Origin of the sequence: Polycladomyces abyssicola, assembly GCF_018326425.1 — a bacterium.
Taxonomy (GTDB): domain Bacteria; phylum Bacillota; class Bacilli; order Thermoactinomycetales; family JIR-001; genus Polycladomyces; species Polycladomyces abyssicola.
Window position 1 is genome coordinate 1 of the sequence record NZ_AP024601.1, and the last position, 17,827, is coordinate 17,827.

General features: G+C 54.1%; 14 protein-coding genes and 1 other annotated feature. Of the genes, 12 read left to right on the forward strand and 2 right to left on the reverse strand.

What is annotated here, in order from left to right; all coding sequences use genetic code 11:
• The first annotated feature begins 100 nt into the window (after window positions 1–100).
• The 7 genes from dnaA (at window position 101) to gyrA (ending at window position 9,295) form a co-directional block, all read left to right on the forward strand.
• A complete protein-coding gene (gene dnaA, locus KI215_RS00005) occupies window positions 101–1,450 on the forward strand; it encodes a chromosomal replication initiator protein DnaA (RefSeq protein WP_212773632.1) in 1,350 nt (449 codons plus the stop codon).
• Window positions 1,451–1,819: 369 nt separating this feature from the next.
• Window positions 1,820–2,953: a DNA polymerase III subunit beta gene (gene dnaN / locus KI215_RS00010; RefSeq protein WP_212773633.1), complete on the forward strand. Its 1,134-nt coding sequence runs from the start codon at window positions 1,820–1,822 to the stop codon at window positions 2,951–2,953.
• Window positions 2,954–3,234: 281 nt separating this feature from the next.
• Window positions 3,235–3,450: a S4 domain-containing protein YaaA gene (gene yaaA, locus KI215_RS00015; protein WP_246512147.1), complete on the forward strand. Its 216-nt coding sequence runs from the start codon at window positions 3,235–3,237 to the stop codon at window positions 3,448–3,450.
• A 14-nt stretch (window positions 3,451–3,464) separates the two neighbouring features.
• Window positions 3,465–4,580 (forward strand): DNA replication/repair protein RecF, encoded by a 1,116-nt coding sequence (gene recF, locus KI215_RS00020; protein WP_212773635.1) that lies wholly within the window; start codon window positions 3,465–3,467, stop codon window positions 4,578–4,580.
• Between the two features lie 5 nt (window positions 4,581–4,585).
• Complete coding sequence (remB, locus tag KI215_RS00025) at window positions 4,586–4,849, forward strand: extracellular matrix regulator RemB (protein WP_212773636.1); 264 nt, start codon at window positions 4,586–4,588, stop codon at window positions 4,847–4,849.
• Window positions 4,850–4,902: 53 nt separating this feature from the next.
• Complete coding sequence (gyrB, locus tag KI215_RS00030; protein WP_212774990.1) at window positions 4,903–6,816, forward strand: DNA topoisomerase (ATP-hydrolyzing) subunit B; 1,914 nt, start codon at window positions 4,903–4,905, stop codon at window positions 6,814–6,816.
• Between the two features lie 28 nt (window positions 6,817–6,844).
• The gene (gyrA, locus tag KI215_RS00035) at window positions 6,845–9,295 is read left to right on the forward strand and encodes a DNA gyrase subunit A (RefSeq protein WP_212773637.1); all 2,451 of its coding nucleotides are present in this window, start codon (window positions 6,845–6,847) and stop codon (window positions 9,293–9,295) included.
• An 89-nt stretch (window positions 9,296–9,384) separates the two neighbouring features.
• On the opposite strand, the gene KI215_RS00040 is transcribed toward gyrA, so the two are convergent.
• Window positions 9,385–9,999 (reverse strand): PH domain-containing protein, encoded by a 615-nt coding sequence (locus tag KI215_RS00040; protein WP_212773638.1) that lies wholly within the window; start codon window positions 9,997–9,999, stop codon window positions 9,385–9,387.
• A 186-nt stretch (window positions 10,000–10,185) separates the two neighbouring features.
• Entirely contained in the window at window positions 10,186–11,220 is a 1,035-nt protein-coding gene (locus tag KI215_RS00045) for a YaaC family protein (protein WP_212773639.1), read from the reverse strand.
• A gap of 194 nt (window positions 11,221–11,414) precedes the next feature.
• On the opposite strand from KI215_RS00045, the gene guaB reads away from it, so the two are divergent.
• The 5 genes from guaB (at window position 11,415) to serS (ending at window position 17,768) form a co-directional block, all read left to right on the forward strand.
• Window positions 11,415–12,872: an IMP dehydrogenase gene (gene guaB, locus KI215_RS00050; RefSeq protein WP_212773640.1), complete on the forward strand. Its 1,458-nt coding sequence runs from the start codon at window positions 11,415–11,417 to the stop codon at window positions 12,870–12,872.
• 219 nt (window positions 12,873–13,091) lie between these two features.
• The gene (locus KI215_RS00055; RefSeq protein ID WP_212773641.1) at window positions 13,092–14,336 is read left to right on the forward strand and encodes a D-alanyl-D-alanine carboxypeptidase family protein; all 1,245 of its coding nucleotides are present in this window, start codon (window positions 13,092–13,094) and stop codon (window positions 14,334–14,336) included.
• Window positions 14,337–14,580: 244 nt separating this feature from the next.
• The gene (gene pdxS / locus KI215_RS00060) at window positions 14,581–15,477 is read left to right on the forward strand and encodes a pyridoxal 5'-phosphate synthase lyase subunit PdxS (protein WP_212774991.1); all 897 of its coding nucleotides are present in this window, start codon (window positions 14,581–14,583) and stop codon (window positions 15,475–15,477) included.
• A gap of 16 nt (window positions 15,478–15,493) precedes the next feature.
• A complete protein-coding gene (gene pdxT, locus KI215_RS00065; protein ID WP_212773642.1) occupies window positions 15,494–16,081 on the forward strand; it encodes a pyridoxal 5'-phosphate synthase glutaminase subunit PdxT in 588 nt (195 codons plus the stop codon).
• Between the two features lie 104 nt (window positions 16,082–16,185).
• Window positions 16,186–16,437, forward strand: a binding site (T-box leader).
• Between the two features lie 44 nt (window positions 16,438–16,481).
• Complete coding sequence (gene serS / locus KI215_RS00070; protein ID WP_212773643.1) at window positions 16,482–17,768, forward strand: serine--tRNA ligase; 1,287 nt, start codon at window positions 16,482–16,484, stop codon at window positions 17,766–17,768.
• Window positions 17,769–17,827 lie beyond the last annotated feature (59 nt).

A 17,827-nucleotide genomic window follows, 5' to 3' on the forward strand; every position in this document is an offset into this window, starting at 1 on the left:
GGATACTGTGGGTAACTCTCTTTTTTTGTTGATATGAATGAGCAAACCGTTTCCCATTTGTGTGGATAAACCTGTGGAAAGTGGTGGAAGGGGGGAGAAGATGGAAACGCATTATCAACAGCTATGGGATCGTGCTTTGCAGTACATCCAGGAAAAGCTGAGCAAACCCAGTTATGAAACATGGTTGAAATCCACAGAGGCTGTGGATTACCGGGATCAGACGCTGATCATCGCCGCGCCGAACGAATTTGCCCGCGACTGGTTGGAATCCCGTTACTCCAATTTGGTGCGAGAAACTTTGCGGGAAGTAACGGGGTCGGTAATCGGCGTGCAGTTCGTCACACACTCGTCGAAAGCGAATGACGACAATGATACCGTCTCGCCGACGAACGAGCCGGGGGAAATGGACGATTCACCCAAAACGATGCTCAATCCCCGGTATACGTTTGACACGTTCGTGATCGGCTCGGGCAACCGGTTCGCACATGCGGCTTCACTTGCAGTGGCAGAAGCACCCGCCAAAGCGTACAATCCCCTGTTTATTTACGGTGGCGTCGGGTTGGGCAAAACACACCTGATGCACGCAATCGGGCATTATGTATTGAGTCATAATCCGGGCAGCAATGTGGTGTATCTGTCATCCGAGAAATTCACCAATGAATTCATCAACTCGATCCGAGACAACAAAACGGTGGATTTCCGGAACAAATACCGCAATGTAGACGTGTTGCTGATCGACGACATCCAATTTCTCGCGGGCAAGGAACAGACACAGGAAGAGTTTTTCCACACTTTCAATGCGTTGCATGAGGAAAGCAAACAGATCGTCATTTCCAGCGATCGGCCGCCCAAGGAGATTCCCACATTAGAAGATCGGCTCCGTTCCCGGTTTGAATGGGGGCTGATCACGGACATTCAGCCTCCCGATCTGGAGACGCGAATCGCCATTCTGCGCAAAAAAGCGATTGCGGACAACCTCAACATTCCCAATGAAGTGTTGATTTTCATCGCTAACCGGGTCGACACCAACATTCGGGAGCTGGAAGGGGCATTGATCCGCGTCGTCGCATACTCCGCGTTGATGAGCAAACCGATTACGGCCGAACTGGCGGAAGAAGCGCTCAAGGACTTGGTCACGCAATCCGGACCGCGGGCGATCACGATTCGGGACATACAACAAGTGGTCAGTGATTATTACCGGTTGGATCTGGAGGATCTCAAAGGGAAAAAACGGACGAAAAGCGTCGCGTTCCCCCGACAGATCGCCATGTACCTATCCAGGGAAATGACCGATTATTCTCTGCCGAAAATCGGGGAAGAGTTCGGTGGCAGGGATCATACAACGGTGATTCATGCTCATGAAAAGATCGCCAAGATCGTCGAAAGCGATCCCCATCTGCAACAGGCGATCGAAGAGTTGAAAAGCCGTATCCGTCAGCGGACGACCTAATCATTCACATGTTATTCACAGAAAAACTGTGGATGACTTTTCTTATACGAAGCAGTTCGCTGTCACCATGAAAACAGGGCTGTGGATGAATGTGGATAATCATCAGTGTTTATCCCCAGCTTGTACACACATTATCCACATCGAAATATGCCGTCACATCTGGGTTTACGACACTTATACACATTATCCACAGGCCCTACTACTAGTACTCCTGCTTTTTTATATTATCCAATAATAGAAAATAGAACAGGAACCGCGCAGAACGTCCTCTCCGTTTTTCACCGACCGCTTCTTTCAGATACGCCAACAGACCCGGTAATCCCCAACATATCCACATCGTAGAGGAGAAACCGAAAAAGGAGGATTCCCATGAAATTTCGCGTACAACGCGCGGCATTGGTGGAAGCCGTGTCCCAAGTGTCCAAAGCGGTATCGCAAAAAACAACGATCCCCATATTGACGGGGATCAAAGTCTCGGCTGAAGACACAGGTTTGACGTTGACCGGGATGAACTCCGATCTGACGATTCAAGTACGAATTCCCCACCGGGTGGATGATAAAGAACAAGTAAATGTGGAAAGAATAGGAAATATCGTCTTACCCGGACGCATTTTGGGAGACATCGTACGCAAATTGCCAGGTGATGAAGTGGAGTGGACGGTAGATCGTTTGATCACCACAATTCGTTCGGGTCAGGCCCAGTTCCAGCTGAACGGACTGGATGCCGAAGAATACCCGCGTCTGCCGCAACTGGAGGAACATCAAACTTTCAGCATGCAGGCGGATCTGTTGAAATCGATGATCCGGCAAACCGGTTTTGCCGTTTCAACACAAGAGGCTCGGGGCGTGTTGACGGGGGTGCTGTGTCAGCTGAAACAAGGACGCCTCATCTTCGTCGCGACCGACAGTCACCGACTCTCCCGCCGGGAAGCCGAAGTGGAAGCAGATCCGGAGCTGGATTTGCACAATGTCGTCATCCCCGGCAAAAGCTTGTCAGAGCTGGCCAAGATTTTGGCAGATCAGGACGGTTGGGTGGATGTAGTCGTCGCTGACAATCAAATCCTGGTCAAAGCGGACAATCTGCTGTTCTTCTCTCGACTGCTAGAAGGAAATTATCCGGATACCAACCGGGTCATTCCCCAAGGCGGCATCTCGGAGATGGTCACTTCCACCCGCGAAATGCTGGAATCAGTGGAGCGTGCCTCATTAATTAGTCGGGATGGACGCGACAATGTGATAAAATGGACTGTGAAAGCCGAAGGGCATGTGGAAGTCACTTCGGCCGCACAGGATGTCGGTGTGGCGACAGAAGAGGTTCCCGCCAAGGTGAGCGGAGAAGAACTGACCATCTCGTTTAACGCCCGATACATGATAGAGGCGCTTCGGGCGGTGGACAGCGAAGAGATCCGCATCACCTTTACGGGAACGATGACACCGTTCGTCATCCAACCGGCCGACCGTGAGGACGCCCTTCATTTGATTGTTCCGATCCGCACGCGTTAGCGCGTGTTTGAAACATTCATGAGGCAGTGACGTTTTCCCGGGCGGGTGAAGACCTGAGCCCGACCGAGTGAAGAACTGAAAAGCGCAGGGATGGGCGCGGGCAATATCCTGAAAGTGAAGCCAACTTTGCCCGCGTCCTGTACTTTCGGTTCGAAGCGGGCATGGTATGCTTCCTTGACAGGGCAAAGTTGGAATGAGTCGGGAAAACGGACGATATTCATCGAACACGCAAAAGCCAACGTTTGCGGATGAGGAAAAGAAGGAGTTGGAGTGAAGACCCCGTGCAAATCGTCAAGATCGATACCCCCTATATCACGCTTGGTCAATTGCTCAAAGTGCTGGATGTGATTCAGACCGGCGGGCAGGCCAAATGGTTTCTCGCCGAACACGTCGTGAAAGTGAACGGCGAAGAGGAGGACCGCCGCGGACGCAAAATCTATCCACAGGACATTGTGGAAATCGACGGGCTGGAGCCGGTGCGCGTGGTGGCGGACTGACGGGAGGGACCGTTTTGCGCGTACAACGTTTGGAACTTCGCCATTATCGCAACATCGACCACCTCGACTTGACGTGTCCGGGGGAACTCCACCTCTTCATCGGTCCCAATGCACAGGGGAAAACCAACATTTTGGAATCCCTTTACGTACTGGCTTTGGGCAAGTCGCACCGTGCGCGTTCCCACAAGGAATTGATCCAGTGGAATCAACCGTTTGCCCAACTGAATGCGCGCGTCATGCGCGGCGAAGGAATGCAGCGGCTGGAAATCCGCTTGACGGAGCAGGGGAAAAAGGCGAGTCGAAACGGCGTGGAGCAACGCCGGCTGTCCGAGTACATCGGCACATTGACGGCGGTGCTGTTTGCCCCGGAGGATTTGGCGTTGGTCAAGGGAAGCCCGCAGGTTCGCCGAAGGTTCCTGGACATGGAAATCGGTCAGGTCAGCCCCGCTTATGTGCATCACTTGTCGCAATACAACAAACTGATGGTCCAGCGGAACCATCTGCTCAAAGATTTGTTTCGCAACCGTGGCCAACTCCCGCTGTTGGAAGTGTTGGACCATCAACTCGCACAAGCTGCTGCCGTCGTATGGAAGAAGCGGGCCATGTTTATCGGGCGGTTGGCCGTTTGGGCAGAAGAAATCCACCGGGCCATCACCCAAGGGCAGGAACGGCTGCAACTCCGGTATTGCCCCTCCATTCCCGTCGGGCCCGAAGAGGAGGAATCCGTGCTGGCCGAACGTTTGGTCCGTCAATTGGAAAAGGTGCGTGAAAAGGAAATTGCCCGGGGCAGCACATCGATCGGACCGCACCGGGACGACCTGCAACTTGCGGTCGGCGATACGGACCTTCATACATACGGTTCCCAAGGACAACAGCGAACGGCCGCGCTTTCGCTCAAACTGGCGGAGATCGAACTGATTCGACAGGAAACCGGTCATTATCCCATTCTTCTTTTGGATGATGTCCTGTCCGAATTGGACGATAGCCGCAAAACGCACCTGTTGGAGGCGATCCGTGGAAAGGTGCAGACATTTGTCACCGCGACCGGCTTGGAAGGTATCGGCTCCGACACATTGGCACGGGCGCAAGTATACGCGGTCAAGCAGGGAACCATTTCCGAATGGAGGTGATCCGGGTGTATATTCACTTGGGTGGCAACAAGATGATTCGCTCCACCGAGGTGGTGGCCATCTTGGATGCAGGTACGCGCCGAGCCCCCCATTCGCTTACGCCGTTTTTGGAGGCGGCACAGGCCAGCGGACGCATGGAAACCATCTCGCATGAAGAGGTCAAATCCTATGTGGTGACGAAAGAGGCAATCTACCCCTCGCCGATCTCGTCGACCACACTGATGAAACGGGCACAACCGCCCCGAAACGGTTCTCATCGATCATCTTGAATTTTCCGCAAACCGACGGCAAGTTTTCACATAGGAGAGAGTAGGTGAAGTTGGTGTCAGCGCAAAAAACCAACTATGACGAAACACAGATTCAGGTACTTGAAGGATTGGAAGCCGTTCGCAAGCGTCCGGGGATGTATATCGGTTCCACCAGCAGCCGCGGGCTGCACCACCTGGTGTGGGAAGTGGTGGACAACAGCATCGACGAAGCGTTGGCCGGACGATGCGATACGATCGAAGTAACGGTGCACGAAGACAACAGTGTCACCGTGGACGACAACGGCAGTGGGATTCCGGTCGGGATCCATCCCAAGATGGGCAGGCCGGCGGTGGAAGTGGTAATGACTGTCCTGCATGCCGGCGGCAAATTCGGCGGCGACGGCTACAAGATCTCCGGCGGATTGCACGGGGTGGGTGTCTCCGTCGTTAACGCCCTGTCCGAATGGCTGGAGGTCATCGTCAAGCGGGACGGTAAAGTGCACCGGCAGCGTTATCGCCGCGGTGTGCCGGAATTCGACTTGGAAGTCATCGGAGAAACCGAGGAAACCGGAACCCGCATCACGTTCAAGCCCGATCCGGAAATCTTCACCGAGACAACCGTTTTCGATTACGACATCTTGCAAAAGCGCCTGCGGGAGCTGGCGTTTCTCAACCGCGGTGTAAAGATCACCTTGCGGGATGAGCGTGGCGAAGGCAAGGCTGAGACGTTCAAATACGACGGGGGGATCATTCAGTTTGTCGAGCATTTGAACCGCAACCGGGAAGTGTTGCATCAACCCCCGATTTACATCGAAGGCCAAAAAGAAGGCCTTGAGGTGCAAATCGCCCTACAATACAACGATTCCTACGCGTCCAACATCTATTCTTTCGCCAACAACATCCACACGCATGAGGGCGGGACGCACGAGGCCGGTTTCAAATCGGCCCTCACCCGGGTGATCAACGATTACGCCCGGCGGAACAATCTGCTTAAAGACAACGACAGCAACCTGACCGGGGACGACGTGCGCGAAGGCCTGACTGCCATCGTCAGCGTCAAGATCCCCGATCCGCAATTTGAGGGGCAAACCAAGACCAAACTGGGCAACAGCGAAGCCCGGACGGTGACGGAAACCCTGTTTGCCGAGCATTTCGGGATGTATCTGGATGAGCACCCGGCTGAAGCGAAAAAGATCATCAACAAAGCGGTGATGGCTGCCCGGGCACGGGAAGCCGCCCGGAAGGCGCGCGAGCTGACCCGGCGCAAAAACGCGTTGGAAGTGAGTTCCCTGCCGGGGAAACTGGCCGATTGCACGTCCCGGGACGCTTCCATCAGCGAGCTGTATCTGGTGGAAGGGGATTCCGCAGGCGGTACCGCCAAGCAAGGACGCGATCGTATGTTCCAGGCGATTTTGCCTTTGCGCGGGAAAATCCTCAACGTCGAAAAGGCGCGCCTTGACAAAGCCTTGTCCAACGAAGAAATCCGCACAATCATCACGGCGTTGGGCACGGGCATCGGCGAGGATTTTCAGTTGGAGAAGGCCCGGTATCACAAGATCATCATCATGACGGATGCCGACGTCGACGGTGCGCACATCCGCACCTTGCTCCTGACGTTCTTCTACCGCTACATGCGGCCGCTCATCGAGGCGGGCTACGTCTACATCGCCCAGCCGCCCCTGTATAAAATCACACAGGGCAAAACGATTCGGTATGCCTACAATGACCGGGAAAAAGAGCAAATGGTTCGTGAGATGGAAGGCAAGGGCAAAATCGAAATTCAGCGGTACAAAGGGTTGGGAGAAATGAATGCCACCCAGCTTTGGGAGACGACAATGGACCCCGAAAGCCGTACCCTGCTCAAAGTGTCGCTGGAAGATGCGATGGATGCGGATACGGTCTTTGAAACGCTGATGGGGGACAAAGTAGAGCCGCGTCGCGAATTCATCCAGGAATACGCCAAACAGGTACGCAATCTGGATGTATGATGCGGCGTGAATCGGAGGGAATAGAGATATGCCTGAGGGAACCGAGCGCATACAAGAAGTGAATATCAGCCAGGAGATGCGCAACTCGTTTTTGGACTACGCGATGAGCGTCATCGTCAGCCGGGCCCTGCCGGACGTCCGGGATGGATTGAAACCGGTGCACCGCCGGATTCTCTACACCATGTTTGACTTGGGGATGACCCCGGACAAACCGTACAAAAAATCGTCCCGCGTCGTCGGGAACGTGACCGCTCAGTTCCACCCGCACGGCGATGCGGCCGTGTACGACGCGATGGTTCGGATGGCACAGGATTTCTCCTACCGCTACATGCTGGTGGACGGTCACGGCAACTTCGGTTCCGTTGACGGGGACGCACCCGCTGCGATGCGGTACACCGAAGCCCGGATGGCGCCGATCACCTTGGAGCTGCTGCGGGACATCCACAAAGACACGATCGACTTCGGTCCCAACTATGACGGTCAACAAGAAGAACCGCTGGTGTTGCCTGCCCGTTTCCCCAACCTGCTGGTCAACGGGGCATCGGGCATCGCCGTCGGGATGGCCACCAACATCCCCCCGCACAACCTGCGGGAAGCGATTGACGGCTTGATCCTGATGATCGACAACCCCGATGTGACGATCGATGAATTGATGAAAAAGATCAAAGGACCGGATTTCCCCACCGGCGGCATCATCATGGGCAAGGACGGCATCAAGAAGGCTTACCGGACCGGCCGGGGCAGCATCCAGATCCGGGCCAAAACGAGGATCGAGGAAGCCAACAACGGCAAGATGCGCATCGTGGTCGAAGAGTTGCCGTATCAGGTGAACAAGGCAAAATTGGTGGAGAAAATCGCCGAACTGGTGCGGGACAAAAAGATCGAAGGCATCACCGACCTGCGCGATGAATCAGACCGCAACGGTATGCGTGTCGTCATCGAATTGCGCCGGGATGTCAATCCGCAAATCATCTTAAACAACTTGTTCAAACACACCGCCCTGCAAACCAGCTTCGGCGTGATCATGTTGGCCTTGGTGGACGGTCAGCCGCGGATTCTCAATCTGAAGCAACTGCTCCATCACTATCTGGAGCATCAGATTGAGGTGATCCGCCGCCGTACGGCGTACGATCTGCGCAAAGCGGAAGAGCGAGCCCACATCCTCGAAGGGCTGCGCATCGCGTTGGATCACATCGACGAAGTGATCGCTTTGATTCGCGGCTCACGCACCGCGCAGGAAGCACGCGACGGGCTGATGGAACGGTTCGGCTTGTCTGAGAAGCAGGCACAGGCGATCCTGGACATGCGCCTGCAACGATTGACCGGCTTGGAGCGGGAGAAAATCGAAGATGAGTATCAGGAACTGCAAAAATTGATCGCCCACTTGCGCGACATCTTGTCCAGCGAAGACAAAATTCGCGGGGTGGTACGCGAGGAACTGTTGGAAATCCGCGAGAAATTCGGGGATGATCGGCGGACGCGGATTCGCGCCAAAGCGGACGAAATCGATGAGGAAGACCTGATTCCGGAAGAAGAGGTGGCGATCCTGCTCACCCATCGCGGGTACATCAAACGGATGCCGCTGTCCACCTACCGTGCGCAAAAGCGTGGCGGTCGCGGCATCACTGGCATGGGCACGCGGGAGGATGACTTTGTCCAGCACCTGTTCGTCACTCATTCGCATAACCACCTCTTGTTCTTCTCCAACAAGGGGAAAGTCTATCGGCTCAAAGCGTATGAAGTGCCGGAGTTGGGGCGGACGGCCCGGGGAACGCCAATCATCAACCTGATCCAGATCGATCAGGATGAATACATCCATGCGGTCATCCCGGTCAAGGAGTTCGCCCAAGACAAATTCCTGTTCTTCGCCACCCGGCACGGTGTCGTGAAAAAGACGGCATTGCAGGAGTTTGAGAACATCCGGCGTAACGGCTTGTTCGCCATTAACTTACGTGAAGGTGACGAGCTGGTCGGCGTCCACCTGACCGACGGCAACCAGGAAGTCTTGCTGGGAACCAAGTATGGCATGTCCATCCGCTTCCCGGAACAGGAAGTCAGGGAAATGGGCCGGGCGGCCACAGGAGTGAAAGGGATCACCCTCGCCGAGGGGGATGAAGTGATTGATATGGACGTCGCCACGGATGGTTTGGATGTGATGATCGTCACTTCCAAAGGGTATGGCAAGCGGACCCCGCTGGAAGAATATCGCGTACAATCCCGTGGCGGCAAGGGGATCAAGACACTCAGTCTGAACAAACGGAAGGGATTCGTCGTCGCACACAAAGTGGTATCGCCGGAAGAGGATCTCATGATCGTCACCACCGGCGGCGTCGTGAACCGGCAGAAAATCGCGGGTATCTCCACGCAGGGACGCTATGCTCAGGGCGTCAAGCTGATTCACCTGAAAGAGGGAGAGGAAGTAGCCACCGTTGCACCGGTTCACAAGGAAGAGGAAAACGGAGAAGAGACGAGTGAATAGTCACGCTTGGGGCCTCCCATCAAAGGGAGGCCCCAAGCGCTAACAAAGTGGTTGAGGGCGTGTCTGGCCATTCTATCAGGCGGCCATGTTTAGTTATTGATATAACGCTCAAAGACAAAACCGAAATCCTTAATGCGATATTGCTTGGTGGCGTCCACCAGCCATTGGAAGGAAGCCTGGTTTAACTCTTTGAACTGATTGACCAATCCGCTTTCCGTGCTCGCCACTCGGCTCAGCGTTTGAGAAGCCAGTTCCAGGCTTTGTTTGGCGTAAGACAGTATTACTTCATTTTCGTGCGTGATTTCCGCGATTTTGATGAGTGCCTTGTACAAATCCTTCAACTCTTCCAGATGCTTTTTATGTACATCTATGGAGTAGTGCTGGGAACCGATGTGGAATTTGAGTTCCACGTCTAAGTCTACCGTACCGGCAGTTTCAAGCACGACATTGGAGATTTTGTGCGTCACGTAATCATAGCGGCGGAGCACCCGTTTTTTGCTGGTCGCACTGGTACCGTCCAGGTGGATCAACGCTTTGTTGGTAAAGCAGTACTCATCCGATTTCGACTTGATCAGAAAATAGATTTTCTCGCCGTCTTCATGCATCAAATAATCATCGGCGTCCACCTTGTCGTAATCCTTCGGATAGATCACGGACCCGATATCGCTCAATCCCAATACGTCGGCTGCCACTTTCCCAAACACGTTTTCCCAACCCTTCTTTTTGAGAATGATTGAAAAATTTTTCACTATATCCAACCATGATTATAACATGAATGGGAAAATTGTCATATACGAGAGAAAGGATTTCATACAAAGCCCCGTCCGATCAGCGGCCAACTTTTCGGACGGGGCTTCTTCGTGCGGGATTCCCACAAGTTATCCACAGAGTTATCCACAACCCGTGGAGGAATTGTGGAAACATCCGTTCCGGCACCACAGGGCATCCCATACCAACAACGGCATCTTTATTCGCACCAAAAGCAAAAATGAACGGATCAATGCTGTTTCATCCGCCGTACCTTCAAGATTCATTTCCGCCCACAAAGGTGTTTCATAGCGGCAAAGCATACTGAGTGCAAACAGGATGGCATAGTGGACCAACAGCTCGGGGAGGAGTCCGCATACGGCGTTTTCCCCGGTATAGACAAAGGTTTGATTCGTCAGGGAAGCGCGAAACCAGGGGTGTACCTCTTCTAACCGGGTCGGTTTGTCATGATCGGATTGCAGTTGAAAGGATACGCGGCCATTATTGGCGGATAAGAGGATGAATGTATGATTCCCCGCTTTCTTTGATCCGTTCAATCGTCGAATCCAGCCGTCAGGCGTCAAGTGCAATGCATCGAGTAATTTTTCCGAAACCGAGTAAAAAGGGGTTGTAACATCCTCTTCGTGACAGATGATCGGGTACAGCGTAGTGTGCCCATAAAGAAACTGGTACGTTTCCTGCAATTCCGGAATCAATCCCCATAATTCCTTCAGAAACAACACTTCGCCCTCCAGTCCCCATATCCCAAACAGGCCAAGCAGCAAAGGGAACAATCCCTCCTTTTGCACACGCACTTCTTCGTCCCGAAAGCGGAACAAGCTTTTTTTCCGTTTGCGTGTAGAGAGTCCGTGCCGCAGGACCGATGTGTTTTGGGGATAATCAGGCATCCGTGACAGTACGATCGCCTTCATCAAATGCATCATGCCATAATAGGCGGGAAGTGGTTGAATCAGCGGGTCACATGTCCGTAGGGAGTGGATGGTCTCCCGGCCAAGTGTGAGGTAATAGCGGAACGGTTGGGAACTGAGATATGCCGCCCTTTCCGCATTTTCTACTCCCTGTTCCCGGTAGCGTTCGGTCAAAAACCGCTTGGCCGCGGGTTCATTTTCCAACCGCAAAAACAGCGACCAGACGGTTTCTTCCGTCGGATGGATCACGGGGATACACCTCGAATGTCAATGTTTTATTAGTTTGTCCGGTTCGTGGAAAGCCATGCTTTGTTTAGAAAATTCGACCTTGCACTACTCCGTGAAAATCGCGGGTTTTGTCTTGACGGACCGATTAAGTGTTTGTTACACTTGCACAAACTATCATTCGGAAACTTAAACAAAAAAGGGGATCGGATGCACCCATGTGGGATGACAAATTTGCCAAGGAAGGTCTCACGTTTGACGACGTTTTGCTGATACCCAACAAGACAGACGTGTTGCCGCGCGACGTGGATGTTTCCACCAAGCTGACGGACAAGATCAGGTTGAACATCCCGTTGATCAGCGCAGGCATGGATACGGTGACGGAAGCGCCGATGGCCATCGCGTTGGCCCGGCAAGGTGGTATCGGTATCATCCACAAAAACATGAAAATCGAGGAACAGGCAGAAGAAGTGGATCGCGTCAAGCGTTCCGAGAGTGGAGTCATCACCAATCCTTTTTATCTCCATCCCGATCACAAAGTGTATGAAGCGGAAGAATTGATGTCGAAATACCGGATTTCCGGTGTGCCGATTGTGGATGAAAAGCGGAAACTGGTAGGTATCATTACCAACCGGGATTTGCGCTTTGTCCACGATTATTCCACGCCGATCAGCGAAGTGATGACCAAGGAGAATCTGGTCACGGCGCCGGTCGGCACCACGCTGAAAGAAGCGGAAGGCATCCTGCAAAAACACAAGATCGAAAAACTGCCCTTGGTGGACGAAAACGGTGTGCTGAAAGGACTTATCACCATCAAGGACATTGAAAAAGCCACATTGTTCCCCCATGCCGCCAAAGACGAGCAGGGCCGCTTGTTGGCCGGTGCGGCGGTCGGTGTATCGCAGGATACGTTTAAGCGAGCGGCGGCGCTCGTGGAAGCGGAAGTGGACGTGTTGGTGGTGGATACCGCGCATGGCCATTCCAAGGGTGTGCTGGAGACGGTGGCCAAACTTCGGGAGATGTTCCCCGATCTGGTCATCATAGCCGGCAATGTGGCAACAGCCGAGGGTACCCGTGACCTGATCGAGGCCGGTGCCAGCATCGTCAAAGTGGGGATCGGTCCCGGCTCGATCTGCACTACCCGCATCGTGGCAGGTATCGGCGTACCCCAGATCACAGCCATCTACGATTGTGCTACGGTGGCACGCGAATACGGTGTCCCGATCATCGCCGATGGAGGGATCCGTTATTCGGGCGACATCGTCAAGGCGATCGCTGCAGGCGCGCATGCGGTCATGCTGGGCAGTCTGTTCGCTGGTTGTGAGGAATCCCCGGGTGAATCGGAGATTTATCAAGGGCGCCGGTTCAAAGTGTATCGCGGCATGGGTTCACTCGGCGCGATGCAGGCAGGGAGCAAAGACCGCTACTTCCAGGAAAATGTACGCAAGCTGGTACCCGAGGGCATCGAAGGGCGCGTGCCATACAAAGGGCCGGTGGCCGACACGGTGTATCAGCTGATCGGTGGACTTCGGGCCGGCATGGGTTATTGCGGGGTGAAAAATCTGGACGAACTGCGTGAAAACACACGGTTCATCCGGATCACCAATGCATCGTTGCGTGAAAGTCATCCGCACGACATCCAGATCACCAAGGAAGCACCCAACTACCATCTGTAAGATTCGGCGGGGAATCTTCTCTGTTTCACAAAGTTTGCGGGCTATTTCCCGTCTCCGCTCCGCGCTCGACGGGAAATTCGGATCCGCTCGCAATATCAGCAGGGAAGATTCCCTGCTTTTTTCTTGCCTTTTTTCTGTCATTGATTCCGCACGATCGCGAACGTAAAATGGAGATATGCTTGTGTTCAATTTTTCCAATTGTCGCCGGAGGTGACACGTTTGCGTCACTGGTTTCGGAGTGCTCAACAGAGAAAAATCGCTGCACTCCTACTGATCTTTTGTCTGCTTCCCTCCCTTGTACCGGCACAGGCCGCTTCAAAACCACCTCAGGTTCGCGCCGCTTCCTACATCGTGATGGAGTTCCAATCCGGCCGGGTGCTGGCGGAGAAAGATGCAGATGTACCTCGTCCGCCGGCCAGCATGACCAAGATGATGGTGGAATACATCGTGATGGAAAAGGTTCGGCGTGGGGAACTTCATTGGGAGGATCAGGTGACGGTAAGCAAGCACGCCGCGGGTGTGAATGAAGCCCAAGTAAATTTGGTGCCGGGTGAGAAACGGACCATATTGGAACTGTTTACGGCCATGTCGGTCTATTCGGCCAACGACGCGACCGTTGCTTTGGCTGAAAAAATCGGCGGGAGCGAAGAAGCATTTGTGGGATTGATGAACCGCAAGGCCCGGGAGTTAGGAATGACCCATACGCATTATCACAATGCGACGGGGTTGGACAATCATTTCTATGCTGATCCGCCCAACGTACTGGGTTCTCATGTGATGTCCGCACGTGACTGTGCACTTTTGGCACGTCGGTTGTTGAAAGATTATCCGGAAGTGACCAAGATCATTTCCCAGCCGCGAATTGTTTTTCGCAAAGGAGAACCACGCCAACAACGTCTGACCAACTGGAATCTCATGTTGCCGGGACTCAGGTTTTACTACCCCGGCGTGGACGGATTGAAAACCGGCCACACCAGGAATGCGGGATATTGTTTCACCGGAACCGCCGTGAAGAATGGGATGCGGTTGATCACCGTTGTGATGGATACGCCGGCCGAAAGCACCCGATTTACGGCTACAAAGCAATTGTTGGATTACGGGTTCAGCCAATTCACCCTAAAGACGTTTCTTTCGGGCGGACAAGTGATACCGGGGTACGAGCGCGTGCCGGTAACGGACGGTGTGGTGCCCGAGATTCCGCTGGTGACGGATCACCCTGTCGTTTTTCCGGTTGAGAAAGGACAAGAGAGCCGGTACACGCTCCACGTGGATTACATAAAAAGACTGGAAGCTCCGCTTCGTGCAGGAGAGGTAGTCGGTACACTGCGAATTTTGTATGATGGGAAAGAGATGCGGAATCCAGATCCCATTCCCGTCAGAGTACTTCAGGATGTGGAAAAAGCCAGCTGGTGGGAGTTGTTTTTCCGGAAAATCGGCGAGGAAGTCAGCGGTTTGTTTTCTTGATGCTGTAATTGATGAAAGCTGATTTGTCGTTTGGTAGCCAGTCTGAGTCTGACAAACGGCCTTTCCCTGGTAGTGACTTCTCCACATGGGGAAGGGATTGATCGTCACTCCCAGGGGTTGGTCTCTTACAGTTCCACGGTTATTTGGTATAATAAATGTGCTGAGTGAGAACACGATAAACGATCAAGGATACATGCATTGAATGGAGTTTCATCGGGATGCGGGAAGGGCAGGGAGAGAAGCAATGGCTGAGAAAAACGTGATCACAGGTACGGACCGTGTCAAACGCGGCATGGCCGAAATGCAAAAAGGCGGCGTCATCATGGACGTCGTCAACGCCGAACAGGCCAAAATCGCGGAAGCCGCCGGAGCAGTGGCCGTCATGGCGCTGGAGCGCGTCCCGGCCGATATTCGGGCCGCGGGCGGTGTGGCGCGGATGGCGGACCCGACCGTTATCGAAGAAGTGATGAACGCGGTGAGCATTCCGGTCATGGCCAAAGCGCGGATCGGACACTTCGTGGAGGCACGTCTGTTGGAAGCGCTGGGCGTGGACTATATCGACGAAAGCGAAGTGCTCACGCCGGCGGATGACGTGTACCATATCGATAAAACGCAATTTACCGTGCCATTCGTCTGCGGAGCGCGGGATTTGGGTGAAGCGCTGCGCCGGATCGGTGAAGGTGCATCGATGATCCGGACCAAAGGGGAACCCGGCACCGGCAATATCGTCGAGGCCGTCCGCCATATGCGGATGATGCAGAGCCAGATCCGCAAGGTGCAATCGATGTCCCGCGACGAACTGATGGCGGAAGCCAAACAGCTGGGAGCACCGTATGAGCTGTTGCTGCAAGTGCACGAAACCGGCCGCCTTCCGGTTGTCAACTTCGCCGCAGGCGGTGTGGCGACACCGGCAGACGCTGCATTGATGATGCACCTGGGTGCTGACGGCGTCTTTGTCGGATCGGGGATTTTCAAATCGGAGAATCCGGAAAAATATGCCCGTGCGATCGTCGAAGCAACGGCGCATTATGAAGATTTTGAGCTGATCGCCCATCTGTCCAAAGGTTTGGGCGGCGCGATGACGGGAATCGAAATTTCCCGCCTCGCCAAAGAAGACCGCATGCAGGAACGCGGCTGGTAATGGGAGGAATGGCACGATGAAAATCGGGGTGCTCGCTTTGCAGGGAGCCGTTCGGGAGCATTTGCGCTTGTTGGAAATGGCCGGCGCCGACGCGGTACCGGTGAAACGGGCCGAGCAGCTGGCTGATCTGGACGGTTTGGTCATTCCGGGCGGGGAATCCACCACCATCAGCAAGCTGATGCATAAATACGACCTCGTGGAGCCGGTCAAACGGATGGCCGAAGCAGGGAAACCGATGTTTGGTACCTGCGCCGGTTTAATCCTGCTGGCCAAACGCATCGAAGGGACGGACACCCACCATTTGGGTTTGATGGACATCGCCGTCGAGCGGAATGCATTCGGTCGTCAGCGTGAAAGTTTTGAAGCCGATCTGAACATTCGCGGCGTGGCCGATAACTTCCGTGCGGTGTTTATTCGGGCACCGTACATCACGCAAGTGGATGACGGTGTGGAAGCACTGTCCGAGATCGACGGAAAAATCGTGGCGGCCCGTCAAGGTCATCTGCTGGGTGCCGCATTCCATCCTGAGCTGACTGATGACGTACGGGTGCATGCCTACTTTGTGGACATGGTGAAGGAATCCCTGCAAGTCCCGACGGTTTAAATGCGGAGTGTTGGATGATAATAGGATTGAAAGTGGCAGTGAATCATGACCACGAGCATAACTGGTACCTGCCGGATGTCCCCGGCAAATCCATCTGACATATGCCAAATGCGCTGATGAGAACGAGTACCTTCATCCTGTCGGTTACAGAGAGGCGGTGGGTGGTGCGAACCGTCGCGTCAGATGAAGGGAATCCCTCTCGGAGCAGGGCGTGAAAGCGCGGACCCGTTAACGGTTCCGTGCCCGAAACGCTTCCGTCAGGCGGAACGTTACTCCGTCGGAGAGCGGGCCGAAACGGTGGGAAACCATCCTTTTCGGTCAACAAGGGTGGCAACGCGGAACCTTCCGTCCCTTCGGTGGCGGGAGGTTTTTTATTTTTGAATTGGGAGGTTGATCGTGCATGCTGGACATGAAACTGTTGCGCAATCGGTTTGATGAAGTGAAAGCCAGGCTGCAACATCGAGGAGAAGATATCAGCGGGCTTGATTCCTTTCAGCAACTGGACGAAAAGCGAAGGGAACTCCTGCGACAAACCGAGCAGTTGAAAAACCAGCGCAACACGGTTTCCCGGGAAATCGCCCAAAAGAAAAAAGCGGGAGAAGATGCCACCGCCGAGATTGAGAACATGAGGCGGGTAGGAGACGAAATCAAACGGTTGGATGAGGAACTGCGCCAAGTTGAAGCGGAATTGGAGGAAATCCTGTTAACCATCCCCAACCTGCCACACGAAAGTGTGCCGGTGGGGAACAGCGAGGAAGACAATGTTCCCGTACGCCAATGGGGAGAAGTACCTCAGTTTGATTTTGAACCGAAACCGCATTGGGAAATTGCACAAGCATTGGACATCCTGGATTTTGAGCGTGCGGGCAAAGTGGTCGGTTCCCGTTTCGTATTTTACAAAGGGGCGGGTGCCCGGCTGGAACGAGCCCTGATCAACTTCATGCTCGATTTGCACACCGAACAACACGGATACGTGGAGATGTTACCGCCTTATATTGTGAACAGGGACAGCATGACCGGTACAGGTCAATTACCCAAATTTGAAGAAGACGCGTTCGGCGTTCGGGATACGGATTACTTCCTCATCCCCACGGCCGAGGTGCCGGTTACCAACTTCCACGCAGGGGAAATTCTGTCGGAAGAGGAGTTGCCGATCCGTTATGCGGCGTTCAGTGCCTGTTTCCGTTCGGAGGCCGGTTCCGCCGGACGGGATACCCGCGGGTTGATTCGCCTGCATCAGTTCAACAAAGTGGAGCTGGTGAAATTCGTCCGTCCAGAGGACTCCTATCAGGAGCTGGAGAAATTGGTGGCTGATGCGGAAAAAGTCCTGCAACTGCTGGAGCTTCCCTACCGCGTATTAAACATGTGCACGGCTGATTTGGGATTCACCGCCGCAAAAAAATACGATCTGGAAGTCTGGTTGCCCAGCTCGGGAACTTACAGAGAGATTTCTTCGTGCAGCAACTTTGAGGATTTCCAGGCTCGTCGAGCCAACATCCGCTTCCGCCGCAACCCGAAAAGCAAGCCGGAATTCGTCCACACCCTGAACGGTTCGGGATTGGCGATCGGTCGGACGGTGGCGGCCATTTTGGAAAATCATCAGCAGGCCGACGGCAGCGTGCGGATTCCGAAAGCGCTCCAACCCTATATGGGTGGAATGGAATTCATACGTCCGGCCGGACAGTGAAGCGCACAGGTGGATCGCCATAATGGGGGACCGTTTTCTCAGTGGTATTCCCTGGACAT

What these genes read in the sequence shown, in the direction of transcription:
- dnaN (WP_212773633.1), top strand. Translation starts at nt 1,820, where the DNA reads ATGAAATTTCGCGTACAACGCGCGGCATTGGTGGAAGCCGTGTCCCAA.
- dnaA (WP_212773632.1), top strand. Translation starts at nt 101, where the DNA reads ATGGAAACGCATTATCAACAGCTATGGGATCGTGCTTTGCAGTACATC.
- pdxS (WP_212774991.1), top strand. Translation starts at nt 14,581, where the DNA reads ATGGCTGAGAAAAACGTGATCACAGGTACGGACCGTGTCAAACGCGGC.
- serS (WP_212773643.1), top strand. Translation starts at nt 16,482, where the DNA reads ATGCTGGACATGAAACTGTTGCGCAATCGGTTTGATGAAGTGAAAGCC.
- pdxT (WP_212773642.1), top strand. Translation starts at nt 15,494, where the DNA reads ATGAAAATCGGGGTGCTCGCTTTGCAGGGAGCCGTTCGGGAGCATTTG.
- gyrA (WP_212773637.1), top strand. Translation starts at nt 6,845, where the DNA reads ATGCCTGAGGGAACCGAGCGCATACAAGAAGTGAATATCAGCCAGGAG.
- guaB (WP_212773640.1), top strand. Translation starts at nt 11,415, where the DNA reads ATGTGGGATGACAAATTTGCCAAGGAAGGTCTCACGTTTGACGACGTT.